This is a genomic window from Streptomyces sp. NPDC023157 (assembly GCF_055560575.1).
This window is the reverse complement of the sequence record NZ_JBVHIL010000005.1, coordinates 134,333-151,245: the sequence shown is the minus strand read 5'-3', so window position 1 is coordinate 151,245 and position 16,913 is coordinate 134,333. Positions and strand designations below refer to the sequence as shown.

Here is a 16,913-nt window from a genome sequence, read left to right as displayed (position 1 = left end):
GAGGAAGCCGGGATGACGGGAAGCCGGGACGACGAGACGAAGGGGAGCCGGGATGACGGAGACCAAGGCCATGACGGCCGTGACAGCCACGGCGGCCACGACGGCCGTGACCGCCATGAACGCGAGGAAAGCGAAGGAGACGGACGTGATGTGGGCGATGACTCGGACGATGACGGAGCGGGCGGTGGACCTGGTGAAGGTCGGCACGTTCAGGACGGTGCTCCACGGCTGGTGGCGGGTCCGGCGGACGGCGGCGCGCCGGGACGCGGGCATGAGCACCACGGAGTACGCGATGGGCACGATCGCGGCGGCGGCGTTCGCGGCCGTGCTCTACAAGGTGCTCACCAGCGGGGCGGTCACGAAGGCCCTGGAGTCGGTGATCGGGAAGGCTCTCGATGCGCCGTTCTGACCGGGGTTCGGTGACCGCGGAGACGGCGGTCGCGCTGCCGGCCCTGGTGCTGTTCACGGCGGCCCTGCTCTGGGCCCTGGGCGCGGCCGGAGCGCAGATCCGATGTGTGGACGCGGCCCGGGCCGGGGCGCGGGCGGTCGCCCGTTCCGAGCCGGTGGCCGCGGCGGAGGCGGCGGCGCGGGCCGCCGCCCCGGACGGGGCCAGGGTCATCGTCGAGCGGTCGGGCGAGCTGTGGCGGGTGACGGTGGAGGCGTCGGCGCCCGGCCCGGGCGGCCTGGGGCTGACCCTGCGGGCCGGTGCGGCGGCGCTCGCCGAGGACACGGTGGGGGTGGCGGCGCTGTGAGGGGCGGCGGCGACCGGGGAGCGGCGACCGTGTGGACGGCGTTCGCGGCCTGCGCCCTGTGCGTGGTGTTCGGGGCCGTGCTCGCGCTGGGCCAGGCGGTGGCCGCCCGGCACCGGGCGGGCGGTGCGGCCGACCTGGCGGCCCTCGCGGCCGCCGACCGGGCGCTGTGGGGCGAGGCGGACGCCTGTGCGGCCGCGGCGCGGGTGGCCGCCGCGCAGGGGGCCGAGGTGGTCCGGTGCCGGGTGCGCGAGGACATCGCGGACGTCACCGCCCGCGTGTCGGTCGGCGCGTGGTCCCCCGAGGTCACCTCCAGAGCGGGCCCGCCGGGCCCCGCGGGCCTTCAGGCCCCTCTACCGGGCCTTACGTGGCCTCGGGCGAGCCCGATGCCGCCGGACCCCGCCCCTCCGGATCCAGAGCCTCCTGGCCTCGCCCTGGCTCCGGAGCCTCCCCGGCTTCCGGGACCCGCACCTCCGGCACCTCCGGCCCCTCCGACTCGGCACCCGACGTCTCCGCGCCCGCCGGCTCCTCGCCCTCCGCCTCCCGAAGCAGCTCCGTGAGCAACCGGATCGCGCCTCGTTTGTGGAGGGGGTCGTTGCCGTTGCCGCACTTGGGGGACTGGATGCAGGACGGGCAGCCGGAGTCGCATTCGCAGGAGGCGATGGCCTCGCGGGTGGCGGTCAGCCAGGCGCGGGCGGTGTGGAAGGCGCGTTCGGCGAAGCCGGCGCCGCCGGGGTGGCCGTCGTAGACGAAGACGGTCGGGAGCAGCGTGTCGGGGTGGAGCGGGACGGAGACGCCGCCGATGTCCCAGCGGTCGCAGGTGGCGAAGAGCGGCAGCATGCCGATGGAGGCGTGTTCGGCGGCGTGCAGGGCGCCGCCGAGGATCTCCGGGCTGATCCGGGCGGCGTCGAGCTGGTCCTCGGTGACCGTCCACCACACGGCCCGGGTGCGCAGGGTGCGGGGCGGCAGGTCCAGCTTGGTCTCGCCGAGCACCTCGCCGGTGATCAGGCGGCGGCGGAGGAAGGAGACGACCTGGTTGGTGACCTCGACGGAGCCGTAGCAGAGGCGCCCGGCTCCCCAGGGGATCTCGGTGTCGGTGGACAGGACGGAGAGGGAGGTGGTGTCGCGGGCGGTGGTCGAGTAGGGCGGGCTCGCCTCTTCGACGAGGGCCACGGAGTCCTTCAGGTCGAGCTCGCGGACCAGATAGGTGCGGCCCTGGTGGAGATGGACCGCGCCCTCGTGGACGGAGGCGTGGGAGGCGGCCTCGTCGACCGTGCCGAGCAGCCGGCCGGTGCCGGCCTCGACGATCCGGACGGGGCTGCCGCTGCCGCCCCGGATGTCGGTGAGGTCGGCGGCCCGCTCCCGGCGGGTCCAGTACCAGCCGGTGGAGCGGCGGCGCAGCAGGCCGGCCGACTCCAGCTGGGGGAGGAGTTCGGGCACGGCGGGGCCGAAGAGGGCCAGGTCGGCCTCGGTCAGCGGCAGCTCCGCGGCGGCGGCGCAGAGATGGGGGGCGAGGACGTAGGGGTTGTCGGGGTCCAGGACGGTCGACTCGACCGGGCGGCGGAAGATCGCCTCGGGGTGGTGGACCAGGAAGGTGTCCAGCGGGTCGTCGCGGGCGACCAGGATCGCCAGCGCGCCCTCGCCGGAGCGGCCGGCGCGGCCCGCCTGCTGCCACAGGGAGGCGCGGGTGCCGGGATAGCCGGCGATGACGACGGCGTCCAGGCCCGAGACGTCCACGCCCAGCTCCAGGGCGGTCGTGGCGGCCAGGCCGAGGAGTTCGCCCGAGTGCAGGGCGCGCTCCAGGGCGCGGCGCTCCTCGGGCAGGTAGCCGCCCCGGTAGGCGGCGACCCGGCGGGCCAGGGAGCGGTCGACCTCGGCGAGGCGTTCCTGGGCGATGACCGAGATCAGCTCGGCGCCGCGCCGGGAACGGACGAAGGCGACCGAGCGCACGCCCTGGACCGTGAGGTCGGTCAGCAGGTCGGCGGTCTCGGCGGTGGCGGTGCGGCGGACCGGGGCGCCCTGCTCGCCGTGGAGCTCGGTCAGCGGCGGCTCCCACAGGGCGAAGACCAGTTCGCCGCGCGGGGAGGCGTCGTCGGAGACCTCGGTGACGGGCAGGCCGGTGAGGCGGGCGGCGGCGTGGGAGGGGTCGGCGGAGGTGGCCGAGGCGAGGAGGAAGACGGGGTCGGCGCCGTACCGGGCGCAGACACGCCGGAGGCGGCGCAGTACCTGGGCGACGTGGGAGCCGAAGACGCCCCGGTAGGTGTGGCACTCGTCGATGACGACATAGCGCAGGGAGCGCAGGAAGGAGGACCACCTGGGGTGGGACGGGAGTATGCCCCGGTGGAGCATGTCGGGGTTGGTGAGCACGTAGTTCGCGTACTGGCGGACCCACTCGCGCTCCTCGACCGGGGTGTCGCCGTCGTAGACGGCGGGCCGGATCCGGTTGCCGAGCGGGGCGGCGAGTTCCCGTACGGCACGGCACTGGTCGGCGGCGAGGGCCTTGGTGGGGGCCAGGTACAGGGCGGTGGTGCCGCGTCCGTTGGCGGCCTCGGCGCCGTCTAGGAGGGTGGACAGGACGGGGGTGAGATAGGCGAGCGACTTGCCCGAGGCGGTTCCCGTGGCGATCACCACAGAAGTGCCGTCCAGAGCGTGCTCGACGGCTTCGGCCTGGTGCGCCCACGGGTGGTCGATCCCGGCGGCCTGGATGGCGTTGATCACCTCCGCGCGGATGCGGTGCGGCCAGACGGCATGACGGCCCGCTCGGGCGGGCAGATGCTCCGTATGGGTGATGCGCGCGGCCCGGCTCTCGCCTGCGGAGAGCCGGTCGAGGACCTGACCTGGAGAGGGGCGGTCGCCCGTCTCCCCGGCGGGTCGGCGGGGGCGGTGATTCTTGGCCATCGGCATCGAGTGTGTCACCGGCGTGACGGACAATGCTTCCAAGGCGTCGTGCATGGCAGTCGGTAAGTGATTGAATGCCATCGCGGCCGGCGTTCCGTCCCGTGACTCCGCACGGGAGTTCCGAGGGGCGGCCGCTCGATAGCTAGGTGCTGGAGGACCCGTGGACCTGTCTCTGTCGACTCGCACTGTGACTGGCCCGGCCGGCGACCGTACGGTCGTCGAGGTCGGTGGCGAGATTGATGTGTATACCGCGCCCAAGCTGCGCGAGCAGTTGGTCGAGTTGGTGAACGACGGCAGCTACCACCTGGTTGTCGACATGGAGCGGGTGGACTTCCTCGACTCGACCGGCCTCGGCGTGCTGGTGGGCGGTCTGAAGCGCGTGCGCGCGCATGAGGGATCGCTGCGTCTGGTCTGCAACCAGGAGCGCATTCTGAAGATCTTCCGGATCACCGGACTCACCAAGGTGTTCCCCATTCACACCTCCGTCGAGGACGCCGTCCAAGCGGCCGACTGAGGCCGACGCGCCGTCCTCGCCCCGTGTAGCCGTCCAGAACCCCAGGGGGATCGCATGGCCACCGTTGAACTCCTCTTCAGTGCTCAGCCCGAGCACGTCCGCACGGCCCGTCTCGTGGCCGCCGCGGTCGCCCGCCGGGCCGGGGTCGACGAAGCGGTCCTCGACGAGGTCAGGCTCGCCGTCGGCGAGGCGTGTTCCCGGGCGGTCGGGCTGCATCGGAGCAACGGGGTCGCCACCCCCGTCCGGGTCGTGCTGACCGAGGAGGAGAAGACCTTCTCCATCGAGGTCGGCGACGAGGTGCCCGGCGCGGGCGTGGCGGCCGCGGACGCCGTCGGCGTGCCCGGTGCGCGCGACGCCGCCCCGGCCGAGGACTTCGACGACGCCGACGGCGAGGACGAGATGGGGCTCGCGGTGATCCGCGGGCTCGTCGACGACGTGGAGGTGAGCGCCGGCGAGGACGGCGGCACCATCCGCATGAGCTGGCCGGCCAACCCGGACGCCCCGTTCAGCTGATCCGGCCGGAGTCCCAGGACCGGACGATCCCGGCCGACCCCGCGACCGAGCGAAGAGGCCCTGCCCCGCAGGGCCTCTTCGCCATTTCCCGGACCGCGCAGACCTCCCGCCCCCGCCGCCGTATTACCGCATTCGGCGGTACTTATGAGGTATTCGGGAATTACCACCGCCATCATCCCTTTTCTGTGGGTTTCCCTCCCTAGAATCCGTTCTGTCTTGACCTCGCAACGTCAAGGAGGACGGAATGGCGGGTCTCGCAGCCGCGGTGCTTACTCAGGAGAACCGCGTGATCGTGGGCGTCGTCGCGGTGGTGGCGCTCGCGGCGCTGGTCGTGGCCCGGCTGCTCGTCCGCCAGGTGCTGGCGGCCGGCGAGGGCACGGAATCCATGCGGAAGATCGCGGCCGCCGTGCAGGAGGGTGCCAACGCCTATCTCGCCCGGCAACTGCGCACCATCGGCATTTTCGCCGTCGTCGTGTTCTTCCTGCTGTTTCTGCTGCCCGCCGACACCTGGTCGCAGCGGGCCGGGCGCTCGCTGTTCTTCCTGGTGGGCGCGCTTTTCTCGGCGGTCACCGGGTATCTCGGCATGCGGCTCGCCGTCCGCGCGAACGTACGGGTCGCGGCGGCGGCCCGGGAGGCCACGCCCGCGCCGGGGGAACCGGAGCGGGACCTGACGGATGTCGCGCACCGGGCGATGAAGATCGCGTTTCGTACGGGTGGCGTGGTCGGCATGTGCACCGTCGGCCTCGGCCTGCTCGGCGCCTCCTGCGTCGTGCTCGTCTACGCCGCCGACGCGCCCAAGGTCCTGGAGGGCTTCGGTCTCGGGGCCGCGCTCATCGCGATGTTCATGCGGGTCGGCGGCGGCATCTTCACCAAGGCCGCCGACGTCGGCGCCGACCTCGTCGGCAAGGTCGAGCAGGGCATCCCCGAGGACGACCCGCGCAACGCCGCCACCATCGCCGACAACGTGGGCGACAACGTCGGCGACTGCGCCGGCATGGCCGCCGACCTCTTCGAGTCGTACGCCGTGACGCTCGTCGCCGCCCTCATCCTCGGCAAGGCCGCCTTCGGAGACCTGGGGCTCGCGTTCCCGCTGATGGTGCCCGCGATCGGCGTCGTGACCGCGATGATCGGCATCTTCGCCGTCGCCCCGCGGCGTACCGACCGCAGCGGCATGACCGCCATCAACCGGGGCTTCTTCCTCTCCGCGCTGATCTCGCTGGCCCTCGTCGCCGTCGCCGCCTTCGTCTACCTGCCGTCCTCCTACGCGGACCTGGAGGGCGTCACCGAGCCCGGCATCCCCACCCACGGCGGCGACCCGCGGGTCCTCGCCCTGGTCGCGGTCGCCATCGGCATCGTGCTGGCCGCGTTGATCCAGCAGCTCACCGGCTACTTCACCGAGACCCGCCGGCGCCCGGTCCGGGACATCGGGAAGTCCTCGCTGACCGGCCCCGCCACCGTCGTCCTGGCCGGTGTCTCCCTCGGTCTCGAGTCCGCCGTCTACACGGCGCTGCTGATCGGCCTCGCCGTCTACGGGGCGTTCCTGCTCGGCGGCACCTCCATCATGCTGGCGCTGTTCGCGATCGCCCTCGCGGGCACCGGGCTGCTCACCACGGTCGGCGTGATCGTGGCCATGGACACCTTCGGGCCGGTCTCCGACAACGCCCAGGGCATCGCCGAGATGTCCGGCGACGTCCAGGGCGCCGGCGCGCAGGTCCTCACCGAGCTCGACGCCGTCGGCAACACCACCAAGGCGATCACCAAGGGCATCGCGATCGCCACCGCCGTCCTCGCCGCGGCCGCGCTCTTCGGCTCGTACCGTGACGCCATCGCCACCTCGGTCGCCGAAGTGGGCGCGAAGGCCACCGAGATGAACCTGTCCATGGACATCTCCCAGCCCAACAACCTGTTCGGGATGGTGCTCGGCGCGGCCGTCGTCTTCCTGTTCTCCGGGCTCGCCATCAACGCCGTGTCCCGGTCGGCCGGCGCGGTGGTCTACGAGGTGCGGCGGCAGTTCCGCGAGCACCCCGGAATCATGAACTACACGGAGCAGCCCGAGTACGGACGGGTCGTCGACATCTGCACCAAGGACGCGCTGCGTGAACTCGCCACGCCCGGACTGCTCGCCGTCCTCGCGCCGATCGCGGTCGGCTTCTCGCTCGGGGTCGGGGCGCTCGGCTCGTACCTCGCCGGGGCCATCGCCACCGGCTCGCTGATGGCCGTCTTCCTCGCCAACTCCGGTGGCGCCTGGGACAACGCGAAGAAGCTGGTCGAGGACGGGCACTACGGCGGCAAGGGCAGCCCGGCCCATGAGGCGACCGTCATCGGAGACACGGTCGGCGACCCGTTCAAGGACACCGCGGGACCGGCGATCAACCCGCTCCTGAAGGTGATGAACCTGGTCGCGCTGCTGATCGCCCCCGCCGTGGTGCAGTTCAGCTACGGGGACGACGCCAGTGGCGGCCTGCGGGCGCTGGTCGCCGCCCTCGCGATCCTGGTCGTCGTGGGCGCGGTCCGGGTCTCCAAGCGGCGTTCGGTGGCCGTGGACGACGGCTCGGCGGAGCGGAACGGGACCTCACGGGACGCCACGGCGCTGCCGTAGCCGGGCCGGGTCCCGTCCACCGCGCTGCCGGTAGCCGGGCCGGAGTCCCGCCGCCTCCCCGTCGTCGTGACGTGCGGTCAGAACAGGCGCGGACGGCGCGTTCTGACGTGACGTCCGCCCCTGTCTCCTTGGTGCAAAAGGCTGCAATATCGGATGAATCGGTCCCACGAACGGTGGATGTCCTCCGTACGGCGTGTATGTTCCGGGGCCGAGAGCCTTGGAAGGGACCGATCCGGTGAACAAGAATCTTGCGGCCGCGTTGTCCGGCTGCGCGGTACTGGTGCTCGCGCTGTCGGGGTGCAGTGACGACAAGGGCGACAAGGTCAACGACTGGGCCAAGACGTTCTGTGACCAGGCACAGCCCCAGATCCAGAAGCGCGCCGACGCGAACCAGCTGATCATCTCCACGGCGGCCGACAGCAAGCCCGTCACGATCAAGGCCGCCGACTCGAAGGCCTTCGCCGACATCGCCGCCGCCGACCGCGCCCTGGCCAAGGCCGTGGAGTCCGCGGGCGCCCCGCCGGTCGACAACGGCGAGAAGATCCAGCAGGACGCGATCAAGGAGCTCAACGCCACGGCCGTGGCGTACGAGGGTCTGAAGAAGCAGGTCGACGCGCTCGACACGGGCAACCAGCAGAAGTTCGCGGACGGGCTCAAGGTCGTCTCCGAGAACCTCGGCAAGATCCAGAACATGGACCAGGACGCCGTCGCCAAGCTGCAGGCCGGCGAACTCGGCCAGGCCATGGCCAAGCAGCCCGGCTGCCAGACCCCGTCGGCCTCCCCGAAGCCGGGCGGCCCGGCCTCCCCGAAGACGGGCTCCACCCCGGTCACCAAGTCGACCGCCTCGCCCAAGCCGTAGGCGCCCGGGCCGGTCCGGCGCGTCCGCCGGACCGGCCCGCCCCCTGTCGATGGCGGCCGTTGTCGGTGGCGCCCGTCACAATGGGGCACGTGAGTACGACCAGCACGAACCCCAGCCTCCCGGTGCCCACGCACGCCGTCCGCCTGCGCGAGGCCCTGCTCGCCGCCGACTTCACCGCCGACGGTCTGCTCGACCTGCTCGGCGCCCAGGCCTACGCCGCGCTCGCCCGCAGCGAGACCGTGCCCGCCCTCCGGGCGACCCGCGGGGACTCCCCGCTGGAGACCCTGGTCCGGCTCTTCCTGCTCCAGCGCGCCGTGGAGCACGAGCGGGCCGCCGCCGCGCTGCCCCTGGCGGAGGCGCTCGCCGACGGCTGGGTCGTCCGCGAGGACGACACCGTGCGCGCCACCGTCGACGTACGGCCGTACGGCGGCCCGGACGGCGAGGACTGGTTCATCGTCTCCGACCTCGGCTGTGCGGTCGGCGGGGCCGGCGGCATCGGCACGAAGGACGAAGGGGTCGTCCTCGGCGTCGGCGGGGCCTCCACCACCCTCGCCGGGATCACCGTCCGCACCCCGGTCGCCACCGCCCTCGACCTGGGCACCGGCTCCGGCATCCAGGCGCTGCACGCCGCCCAGCACGCCACGCTGGTGACCGCCACCGACCTCAACCCGCGCGCCCTCGACTTCACCCGGCTCACCCTCGCCCTCTCCGGGGCCCGGGGCGCCGAGCTGCTGACCGGCTCGCTCTTCGAGCCCGTCGACGGCGACACGTACGACCTGATCGTCTCCAACCCGCCGTTCGTGATCTCCCCCGGCTCCGGACTCACCTACCGGGACGGCGGCATGGGCGGCGACGACCTGTGCCGCACGCTCGTGCAGGAGGCCGGGGAGCGGCTCAACGACGGCGGTTACGCCCAGTTCCTCGCCAACTGGCAGCACGTCGAGGGCGAGGAGTGGCAGGACCGGCTCCGCTCCTGGGTGCCGCGCGGCTGCGACGCGTGGATCGTGCAGCGCGAGGTCCAGGACGTCACCCAGTACACCGAGCTGTGGCTGCGCGACAGCGGCGACCACCGCGGCGACCCGGACGCGTACCGGCTGGCGTACGGGCGGTGGCTGGACGAGTTCGAGGCCCGCAAGACCCGGGGGATCGGCTTCGGCTGGATCACCCTGCGCAAGAGCGCGGCCGTCGCCTCCGGAGCGGCCGAGCCCTCGATCGTCATCGAGGAGTGGCCGCACCCCGTCGAGCAGCCCCTCGGTGACACCGTACGGGACCACTTCGAGCGCCAGGACTACCTGCGCGGCCGGGACGACGCGGCCCTGCTCGCCGACCGGTTCACCCTCGCGCCCGAGGTCGTCCAGGAGCAGGTCGGCCTGCCCGGCGCCGAGGACCCCGAGCACGTGCTGCTGCGCCAGAACCGCGGGATGCGCCGGGCCACCCGGGTGGACCACGTGGCGGCCGGCTTCGCGGGCGTCTGCGACGGCACGCTCAGCGCCGGCCGGATCCTCGACGCCATCGGCCAGCTCACCGGCGAGGACCCGGTCGTCCTGCGGGACCGCACCCCGCAGGCGATCCGGCTCCTGGTGGAGGAGGGCTTCCTGCTGCCGGCGACCTAGGGCGAATGAGCGGCGACCGGCCGACCCTGACGGGTCGGCGACCGACCGGGACCGACCGTTTCGTGTCGCCTTCCCGACCGGATCCGCCCCGTCCGACACCCGATGACGTGACGAAGAAGGCCGGAACGACAGGGGAGTACCGGCCATCCTCGTGAAACCGTGCGGTGCCCTCCGCGCCGTTCACCGCGATTTCGCCCCCCTGACGCCGGGAGGTGCCAGCCTCGGCTCCGGGAGCCGGAGACGGCATGGCGACGGAACGGGGTACGGGCATGGAGAGCGGGCCGGCGATCTTCGCGGGAGGGGCGTTCACGCTGTTCGGGGCCGCACTGCTGGTGTGGACGGGGGTCCGGGTGGCGCAGGGCGAGCCCGTCGCGCTCGGGGTCGCGCCGAAGCCCGCCGCCGTCCTGTCGGGCCTGTTCGGCGCCGCCTTCCTCCTCCTCGGGATCTGGTGCTTCGGGCGTCCGTGAGGACGTCCGGGCGGGAGCCCCGCCCCGCCGGTCCGGCAGTCCGGGCGGCAGGAAGGGCAGGACTCGGGTTACCGTTCGAGTGGCCGTTGCGGGCTTTCGCCGTTTGACACGGGGGCGGGTTGTACCGTCACACTCCGCAGCGACGGCAGTGCACCGTATGTGCCGCTGCCGTGCGTGCCAGCGCCGAACGTACGCAGTACGTGCCGGAGAGCGTCGACCGGAGAGAAGAGCGAAGTTGTCCCCGACCAGCGAGACCGCACAGGGCGGCCGCCGACTCGTCATCGTCGAGTCGCCTGCCAAGGCGAAGACGATCAAGGGCTACCTCGGCCCTGGCTACGTCGTCGAGGCGAGCGTCGGACACATCCGGGACCTCCCCAGCGGCGCCGCCGAGGTGCCCGAGAAGTACACCGGCGAGGTGCGCCGCCTCGGCGTCGACGTCGACCATGACTTCCAGCCCATCTATGTCGTCAACGCCGACAAGAAGGCGCAGGTCAGGAAGCTCAAGGAGCTGCTCGCCGAGTCCGACGAGCTCTTCCTCGCCACCGATGAGGACCGCGAGGGCGAGGCCATCGCGTGGCACCTCCAGGAAGTCCTGAAGCCCAAGGTCCCGGTCCACCGGATGGTCTTCCACGAGATCACCAAGGACGCGATCCAGGAGGCCGTCGCCAACCCGCGCGAGCTGAACAAGCGCATGGTCGACGCCCAGGAGACCCGCCGCATCCTCGACCGCCTGTACGGCTACGAGGTCTCGCCGGTCCTGTGGAAGAAGGTCATGCGGGGCCTGTCCGCGGGCCGCGTCCAGTCCGTCGCGACCCGGCTCGTCGTCGAGCGCGAGCGCGAGCGGATCGCCTTCCGCTCGGCCGAGTACTGGGACCTCACCGGCACCTTCTCCACCGGCCGCGCCGGTGACCCCTCCGACCCGTCCTCCCTGGTCGCGCGCCTCGCGAACGTCGACGGGAAGCGTGTCGCGCAGGGCCGTGACTTCGGCGCCGACGGCCGTCTGAAGAGCGAGAACGTGCTCCACCTCGACGAGGAGAAGGCCCGCGCGCTCGCCGCCTCCCTCGCCGACACCCGCTTCGCCGTCCGCTCGGTCGAGTCGAAGCCGTACCGCCGCTCCCCGTACGCCCCCTTCCGCACCACGACCCTCCAGCAGGAGGCGAGCCGGAAGCTGGGCTTCGGCGCGAAGGCGACCATGCAGGTGGCGCAGAAGCTGTACGAGAACGGCTTCATCACCTACATGCGTACGGACTCCACGATCCTGTCCGACACGGCCGTCGGCGCGGCCCGTGCGCAGGTCACGCAGCTCTACGGCGCCGACTACCTGCCGGAGAAGCCGCGCGTCTACGCCGGCAAGGTCAAGAACGCCCAGGAGGCGCACGAGGCGATTCGTCCTTCGGGTGATCGTTTCCGCACCCCGGCGGAGACGGGCCTGACCGGCGACCAGTTCCGCCTCTACGAGCTCATCTGGAAGCGGACCGTCGCCTCCCAGATGAAGGACGCGACCGGCAACTCCGTCACCGTGAAGATCGGCGGCACCGCCGCCGACGGCCGGGACGCCGAGTTCTCCGCCTCCGGCAAGACGATCACCTTCCACGGCTTCATGAAGGCGTACGTCGAAGGGGCCGACGACCCGAACGCCGAGCTCGACGACCGCGAGCGGCGCCTGCCGCAGGTCGCCGAGGGCGACGCGCTGGCCGCCGAGCAGATCACGGTGGACGGCCACGCGACCAAGCCGCCGGCCCGCTACACCGAGGCCAGCCTGGTCAAGGAGCTCGAAGAGCGCGAGATCGGCCGCCCGTCGACGTACGCCTCGATCATCGGCACCATCCTCGACCGCGGCTACGTCTTCAAGAAGGGGACGGCGCTCGTGCCGTCGTTCCTCTCCTTCGCCGTCGTCAACCTCCTGGAGAAGCACTTCGGGCGGCTCGTCGACTACGACTTCACCGCCCGGATGGAGGACGACCTCGACCGCATCGCGCGCGGCGAGGCCCAGGCCGTGCCGTGGCTGAGGCGTTTCTACTTCGGTGAGGGCGGCGGCTCCGGCGAGGGCGGCGCGGCCGACGCCGGCAACGGCGACGGCGACCACCTCGGCGGACTCAAGGAGCTCGTCACCGACCTCGGCGCCATCGACGCCCGGGAGATCTCCTCCTTCCCCGTCGGCGACGGCATCGTGCTGCGCGTCGGCCGCTACGGCCCGTACGTCGAGCGCGGCGAGAAGGACACCGAGGGCCACCAGCGCGCCGACGTCCCCGAGGACCTCGCGCCCGACGAGCTGACCGTCGCCCACGCGGAGGAGCTGCTCGCCAAGCCGAGCGGCGACTTCGAGCTGGGCGCCGACCCCGTCAGCGGCAACCAGATCGTCGCCAAGGACGGCCGCTACGGCCCGTACGTCACCGAGATCCTCCCCGAGGACACCCCGAAGACCGGCAAGAACGCGGTCAAGCCGCGCACTGCCTCGCTCTTCAAGTCGATGTCCATCGACACGGTGACCCTGGACGAGGCGCTCAAGCTGATGTCGCTGCCCCGCGTCGTCGGCGCCGACGCCGAGGGCGTCGAGATCACGGCGCAGAACGGCCGCTACGGCCCGTACCTGAAGAAGGGCACGGACTCGCGGTCGCTCACCGACGAGGAGCAGCTGTTCACGATCACGCTGGAAGAGGCGCTGGCGATCTACGCCCAGCCCAAGCAGCGTGGCCGGGCCGCCGCCAAGCCCCCGCTGAAGGAGCTCGGCACCGACCCCGTCAGCGAGAAGCCCGTGGTCGTCAAGGACGGGCGCTTCGGCCCGTACGTGACCGACGGCGAGACCAACGCGACCCTGCGCACCGACGACAGCGTCGAGACGATCACGCCCGAGCGCGGCTACGAGCTGCTGGCCGAGAAGCGGGCCAAGGGCCCGGCGAAGAAGGCGGCCAAGAAGGCGCCCGCCAAGAAGGCCACGGCGAAGAAGACCGCCGCCAAGAAGACCACCGCGACCAAGACGGCCGCGGCGAAGAAGACGGCCGCCAAGAAGACCACGACGGCCAAGACCACGACGGCGAAGAAGACGACGGCCGCGAAGAAGACGGCGGCCGCCAAGCCGGAGTGACTCTCCTGACATGACGGGGAGGGCAGGGGCCGTGGCCCCCGCCCTCCCCGTCTGTTTGTTCGGGTGAAGGCCGCGGGGAGCAAGAGCGTCCGGATAGGGTGGACGGATGACGCGAGCAGAGCAGCCAGAAACCGACGCCGCACTCGTCGCCGATTCCCGGGAGCGTGCCGTACGGGCCCTGTTGCGCCATCAGCCGCTGCGGCGTCTGTGGGGCGCCCAGGCGGTCGGCGGCACGGGCGACGCGCTCGCCGTGCTCGTCCTCACCCTGCTCGGGCTCCAGGCGGCCGTGGCCGACGGGGCCCTGGGCGGGGGCTACCGGGGCGCCGCGTTCGCCGTGGCCGCCGTCATCGGTACGCGGATCCTCGCCGCCGTCCTCTTCGGCGCCGTCCTGCTCGGCCCGCTCACCGCGCTGACCGCGCCCGGCGGCCCGCTCGACCGCCGCTGGACCATGATCGGCGCCGACGGGCTGCGGCTCGCGCTGCTCGTCGTCGCCCCGCTGTGGATCGACTGGACCCCCGACAAGGCGCTCTGGTTCCTGCTCGGCACCGTCTTCGTCACCGGCGCGGCCGAACGCGTGTGGACGATCGCCAAGGACGGCGCGGCCCCCGCGCTGCTGCCCGCCCCGCCGGCCGAGGGCGCCGCCGTACGGCCGCTCCCGGACCACCTGGGCGCGCTGCGCACGCTCAGCCTGCGCACCTCGTTCCTCGCGGTGCCCGCCGCGGCCGGCGTGCTGCTGCTCGCCACGCTCGTCGGCAACCTGCTCGGCAGCGGCATCGACTGGTTCTCGCAGCACCAGGCGGCCCTCGGCGCGTACGTCGCCGCCGGAATGTTCGCCGCTTCCGTCTCCGTCCTGTTCCCGCTCACGCTGCCCGGCGGCCAGACCCCGCGGCCCCGCTCGCCCCTGGAGGGCCTGCGGCTCCCCGCCGACAAGGGCCGCACCGGCGCGCTCCCGCTGTTCGTGCTCGCCTGCGGCACCGTCGCCGGCGCCATCGCCGCCGCGGCGTCCGTCGCCGTGCTCCACGCGTACGACCTGGGCGGCGGGCCCGTCACGTACGCCCTGCTGATCCTCGCGCTCAGCGGCGCCACCGCCGTCGGCATCCGCACCGCGGGCTCGGTCCTCACCGTGCTCTCCCGGCGCCGCCTGCTCGCCCTCGCCGTCGCCGTCACCGGTGTCGCGCTGCTCGCCATGGGCCTCGTGCCGGACACGGCGACCGTGCTGGCCCTGGCCGTCCTCGCCGGGTACGCGGCCGGCGTCGCCGCCCGCACCGGGCACAGCCTCGTCGACCAGGAGACCGAGGAGGCCCGCAGGCCCCGCGTCACCGAGCACCTCCAGGCCGTCTCCCGCGTCGCCATCGGCGCGGGCGCGCTCGTCGCCCCGCTGCTCGCCGCCGCGATCGGCCCGCACCGGCTCGCCTCCGGCGGCTTCGTCTTCGCCCACGGCGGCGCGGCCTTCACCCTGATGCTGATCGGCGCGCTGCTGCTGCCCGTCGCCGCCATCGTCCTCGCCAAGACCGACGACCGGGCGGGCGTCCCGCTGCGCCGCGACCTCGGCGACGCCCTGCGCGGCGCCGACCCGGCCCAGGCGCCCTCCCCGACCGGCTTCTTCATCGCCCTGGAGGGCGGCGACGGCGCCGGCAAGTCCACCCAGGTCGAGGCGCTCGCCGAGTGGATCAGGGCCAAGGGCCACGAGGTGGTCGTCACCCGCGAGCCCGGCGCCACCCCGATCGGCAAGCGGCTCCGCTCGATCCTGCTCGACGTGTCCAGCGCCGGCCTGTCCAACCGCGCCGAGGCGCTGCTGTACGCGGCCGACCGCGCCGAGCACGTCGACTCGCTGGTCCGGCCCGCCCTGGAGCGGGGCGCCGTCGTCATCACCGACCGGTACATCGACTCCTCGGTGGCCTACCAGGGCGCCGGCCGCGACCTGTCGCCGACCGAGATCGCCCGCATCAACCGCTGGGCCACCGGCGGCCTCGTCCCGCACCTCACCGTCCTCCTCGACGTCTCCCCGGAGACCGCCCGGGAGCGGTTCACCGAGGCGCCGGACCGGCTGGAGTCCGAGCCGCCCGAGTTCCACGCGCGCGTACGGGCCGGGTTCCTGGCCCTCGCCGCCGGCGACCCCGGCCGCTACCTCGTCGTCGACGCCGGCCAGGAACCGGAGGCCGTCACCACCGTCGTACGCCACCGGCTCGACCGCGTACTGCCGCTCTCCGAAGCCGAGGTGAAGGCCCAGGAAGAGGCCCGCCGCAAGGCCGAGGAGGACGCCCGCCGCCGCGCCGAGGAAGAGGCCGCCCGCAAGGCCGAGGAAGAGCGCCTGGAGCGCGAGCGCCAGGAGCAGCTCGCCAAGCTGCGCGCCGAGGAGGAGGCCCGCCGCAAGGCCGAGGAGGAAGAGGCCCGCCGCCTGGAAGCCGAACGCCAGGCGGAGGAGGCCCGGCAGCGCGCCGAGGAGGCCCGGATCGCCGCCGAGGAAGAGCACAAGCGGCGCGAGGCCGAGGAGAAGGCCCGCCTCCAGGAGGAGGAGCGGCGCCGCAAGCAGGCCGAAGAGGAGTCCCGGCTGCGCGCCGAGGCCGAGGAACGGCGCCTGGAGAAGCAGCGCAAGGCCGAGGCCGCCCTCGTCCGCGCCGAGGAGGCCCGCCGCCTGGCGGAGGCCGCCGCCGCGAAGGCCGCGGAGGAGACCGCCCGCAAGGCCGCCGAGGAAGCCGCCCGCAAGGCAGCCGCGGAAGAGGCAGCCGCGGCCGCGCTGGCCGCCGAGGCCCAGCGGAAGGCCGCGTCCGCGCAGGCCGCGGCGAAGGCCGAGGAGGAGCGCGCGGCGGCGGAGAGGGCCGCCGCCGACCGGGCCGCCGCGGCGGAGAAGCGTGCCGCCGAGCGGGCCGAGGCGGCTGCCGTTGGAGCTGAGGCTGCCGCGAAGGCCGCGAAGGCCGCAACGGCGGGGACGGCTGCGGCGGCGGGGACGGCTGCCAAGTCGGCGACGTCACCGAGGTCCGCGAAGTCGGTGGAGGAGTCGGCGAACGAGATCACCGTCGCCACGCCGATCGTGCGGCCGGACGGACCGGCGGCCCCCGGCGCGGACGACGCGCCGACCGTGTCGCCCAACGAGGTCACCGTGCCGACGCCCATCGTGCGGCTGGACGAGGAGACCACGGTGCTGCCCCGGATCCGTTCCGGGCGGGACGCGGGCGCGGGCGTCGACAGTGGCTCCGGCTCGCGCTCCGGCTCCCGCTCCGGCGCCGGCGCCGGAGCCGACACCGACAGCGAGGCCGAGCGGACGGCCGTGCTGCCGACCGTGCGGGACGACGCGGCCCCGGCCGACCGGGTTCCGCAGGACTTCTTCCGCGACGCCGGAGCCGCCCCGGAGGGCGCCAACGAGCGCACCCGCGAACTGCCCCAGCTCGACGAGAAGGGGCAACCCCGGCGCCGCTCCGACTGGGCCGAGGAGACCCCGCTCGACGACCTCCCGACCCTCGCGGACGAGCTGCTCGGCCCGCACGACGAAGAGGACGGCGAGGGGAAGGGGCGCCGAGGGCGCCGCTGACCGCTGAGACCGTCGCCGGTCAGGGGTGGAGCCTGCTCCACCCCTGACCGGGCGGCCTGCTCCATACCGATCTGACCTGCGCTTTTC

11 protein-coding genes and 1 pseudogene are annotated in these 16,913 nt (G+C 73.3%); 11 read left to right on the top strand and 1 reads right to left on the bottom strand.

Going from position 1 to position 16,913, the window contains the following annotated elements:
• The first annotated feature begins 169 nt into the window (after window positions 1-169).
• The 3 genes and pseudogenes from ACZ3ZE_RS19305 to ACZ3ZE_RS19295 form a co-directional block, all read left to right on the top strand.
• Window positions 170-409 (top strand): DUF4244 domain-containing protein, encoded by a 240-nt coding sequence (locus tag ACZ3ZE_RS19305; protein ID WP_361176866.1) that lies wholly within the window; start codon window positions 170-172, stop codon window positions 407-409.
• Window positions 396-752, top strand: a complete 357-nt coding sequence (locus tag ACZ3ZE_RS19300) for a TadE family type IV pilus minor pilin (protein WP_361176801.1) — start codon at window positions 396-398, stop codon at window positions 750-752. Before ACZ3ZE_RS19305 ends, ACZ3ZE_RS19300 begins: the two co-directional genes overlap by 14 nt.
• A pseudogene (locus ACZ3ZE_RS19295) lies at window positions 641-1,015 on the top strand (Rv3654c family TadE-like protein); the annotation flags it as partial. The gene ACZ3ZE_RS19300 and the pseudogene ACZ3ZE_RS19295, both read left to right, overlap by 112 nt.
• A 97-nt stretch (window positions 1,016-1,112) precedes the next feature.
• Here the strand turns inward: ACZ3ZE_RS19295 and ACZ3ZE_RS19290 are convergent.
• Window positions 1,113-3,728, bottom strand: a complete 2,616-nt coding sequence (locus ACZ3ZE_RS19290; RefSeq protein WP_467259904.1) for a DEAD/DEAH box helicase — start codon at window positions 3,726-3,728, stop codon at window positions 1,113-1,115.
• 79 nt (window positions 3,729-3,807) lie between these two features.
• Here ACZ3ZE_RS19290 and ACZ3ZE_RS19285 point away from each other — a divergent pair, with 79 nt between their 5' ends.
• The 8 genes from ACZ3ZE_RS19285 (at window position 3,808) to tmk (ending at window position 16,826) form a co-directional block, all read left to right on the top strand.
• A complete protein-coding gene (locus tag ACZ3ZE_RS19285) occupies window positions 3,808-4,161 on the top strand; it encodes an STAS domain-containing protein (protein WP_361176797.1) in 354 nt (117 codons plus the stop codon).
• A 54-nt stretch (window positions 4,162-4,215) separates the two neighbouring features.
• A complete protein-coding gene (locus ACZ3ZE_RS19280) occupies window positions 4,216-4,674 on the top strand; it encodes an ATP-binding protein (protein ID WP_361176795.1) in 459 nt (152 codons plus the stop codon).
• Between the two features lie 244 nt (window positions 4,675-4,918).
• Entirely contained in the window at window positions 4,919-7,273 is a 2,355-nt protein-coding gene (locus ACZ3ZE_RS19275) for a sodium-translocating pyrophosphatase (protein ID WP_467259901.1), read from the top strand.
• A gap of 235 nt (window positions 7,274-7,508) precedes the next feature.
• Entirely contained in the window at window positions 7,509-8,132 is a 624-nt protein-coding gene (locus ACZ3ZE_RS19270) for a prolipoprotein diacylglyceryl transferase (protein ID WP_361620827.1), read from the top strand.
• An 80-nt stretch (window positions 8,133-8,212) separates the two neighbouring features.
• The gene (locus tag ACZ3ZE_RS19265) at window positions 8,213-9,745 is read left to right on the top strand and encodes a DUF7059 domain-containing protein (protein ID WP_361176789.1); all 1,533 of its coding nucleotides are present in this window, start codon (window positions 8,213-8,215) and stop codon (window positions 9,743-9,745) included.
• A 269-nt stretch (window positions 9,746-10,014) separates the two neighbouring features.
• Window positions 10,015-10,212, top strand: a complete 198-nt coding sequence (locus ACZ3ZE_RS19260; protein WP_361176864.1) for a hypothetical protein — start codon at window positions 10,015-10,017, stop codon at window positions 10,210-10,212.
• Between the two features lie 235 nt (window positions 10,213-10,447).
• Window positions 10,448-13,297 (top strand): type I DNA topoisomerase, encoded by a 2,850-nt coding sequence (gene topA / locus ACZ3ZE_RS19255; protein WP_361176787.1) that lies wholly within the window; start codon window positions 10,448-10,450, stop codon window positions 13,295-13,297.
• A 106-nt stretch (window positions 13,298-13,403) separates the two neighbouring features.
• A complete protein-coding gene (tmk, locus tag ACZ3ZE_RS19250) occupies window positions 13,404-16,826 on the top strand; it encodes a dTMP kinase (RefSeq protein ID WP_467259899.1) in 3,423 nt (1,140 codons plus the stop codon).
• Window positions 16,827-16,913: the final 87 nt, after the last annotated feature.

Bases quoted from the DNA above. Each gene is read 5' to 3' on its own strand.
- ACZ3ZE_RS19290 (WP_467259904.1), bottom strand. From the start codon at position 3,728: ATGGCATTCAATCACTTACCGACTGCCATGCACGACGCCTTGGAAGCA.
- ACZ3ZE_RS19305 (WP_361176866.1), top strand. From the start codon at position 170: ATGACGGAGCGGGCGGTGGACCTGGTGAAGGTCGGCACGTTCAGGACG.
- ACZ3ZE_RS19280 (WP_361176795.1), top strand. From the start codon at position 4,216: ATGGCCACCGTTGAACTCCTCTTCAGTGCTCAGCCCGAGCACGTCCGC.
- tmk (WP_467259899.1), top strand. From the start codon at position 13,404: ATGACGCGAGCAGAGCAGCCAGAAACCGACGCCGCACTCGTCGCCGAT.
- ACZ3ZE_RS19275 (WP_467259901.1), top strand. From the start codon at position 4,919: ATGGCGGGTCTCGCAGCCGCGGTGCTTACTCAGGAGAACCGCGTGATC.
- ACZ3ZE_RS19265 (WP_361176789.1), top strand. From the start codon at position 8,213: ATGGGGCACGTGAGTACGACCAGCACGAACCCCAGCCTCCCGGTGCCC.
- ACZ3ZE_RS19260 (WP_361176864.1), top strand. From the start codon at position 10,015: ATGGAGAGCGGGCCGGCGATCTTCGCGGGAGGGGCGTTCACGCTGTTC.
- ACZ3ZE_RS19300 (WP_361176801.1), top strand. From the start codon at position 396: ATGCGCCGTTCTGACCGGGGTTCGGTGACCGCGGAGACGGCGGTCGCG.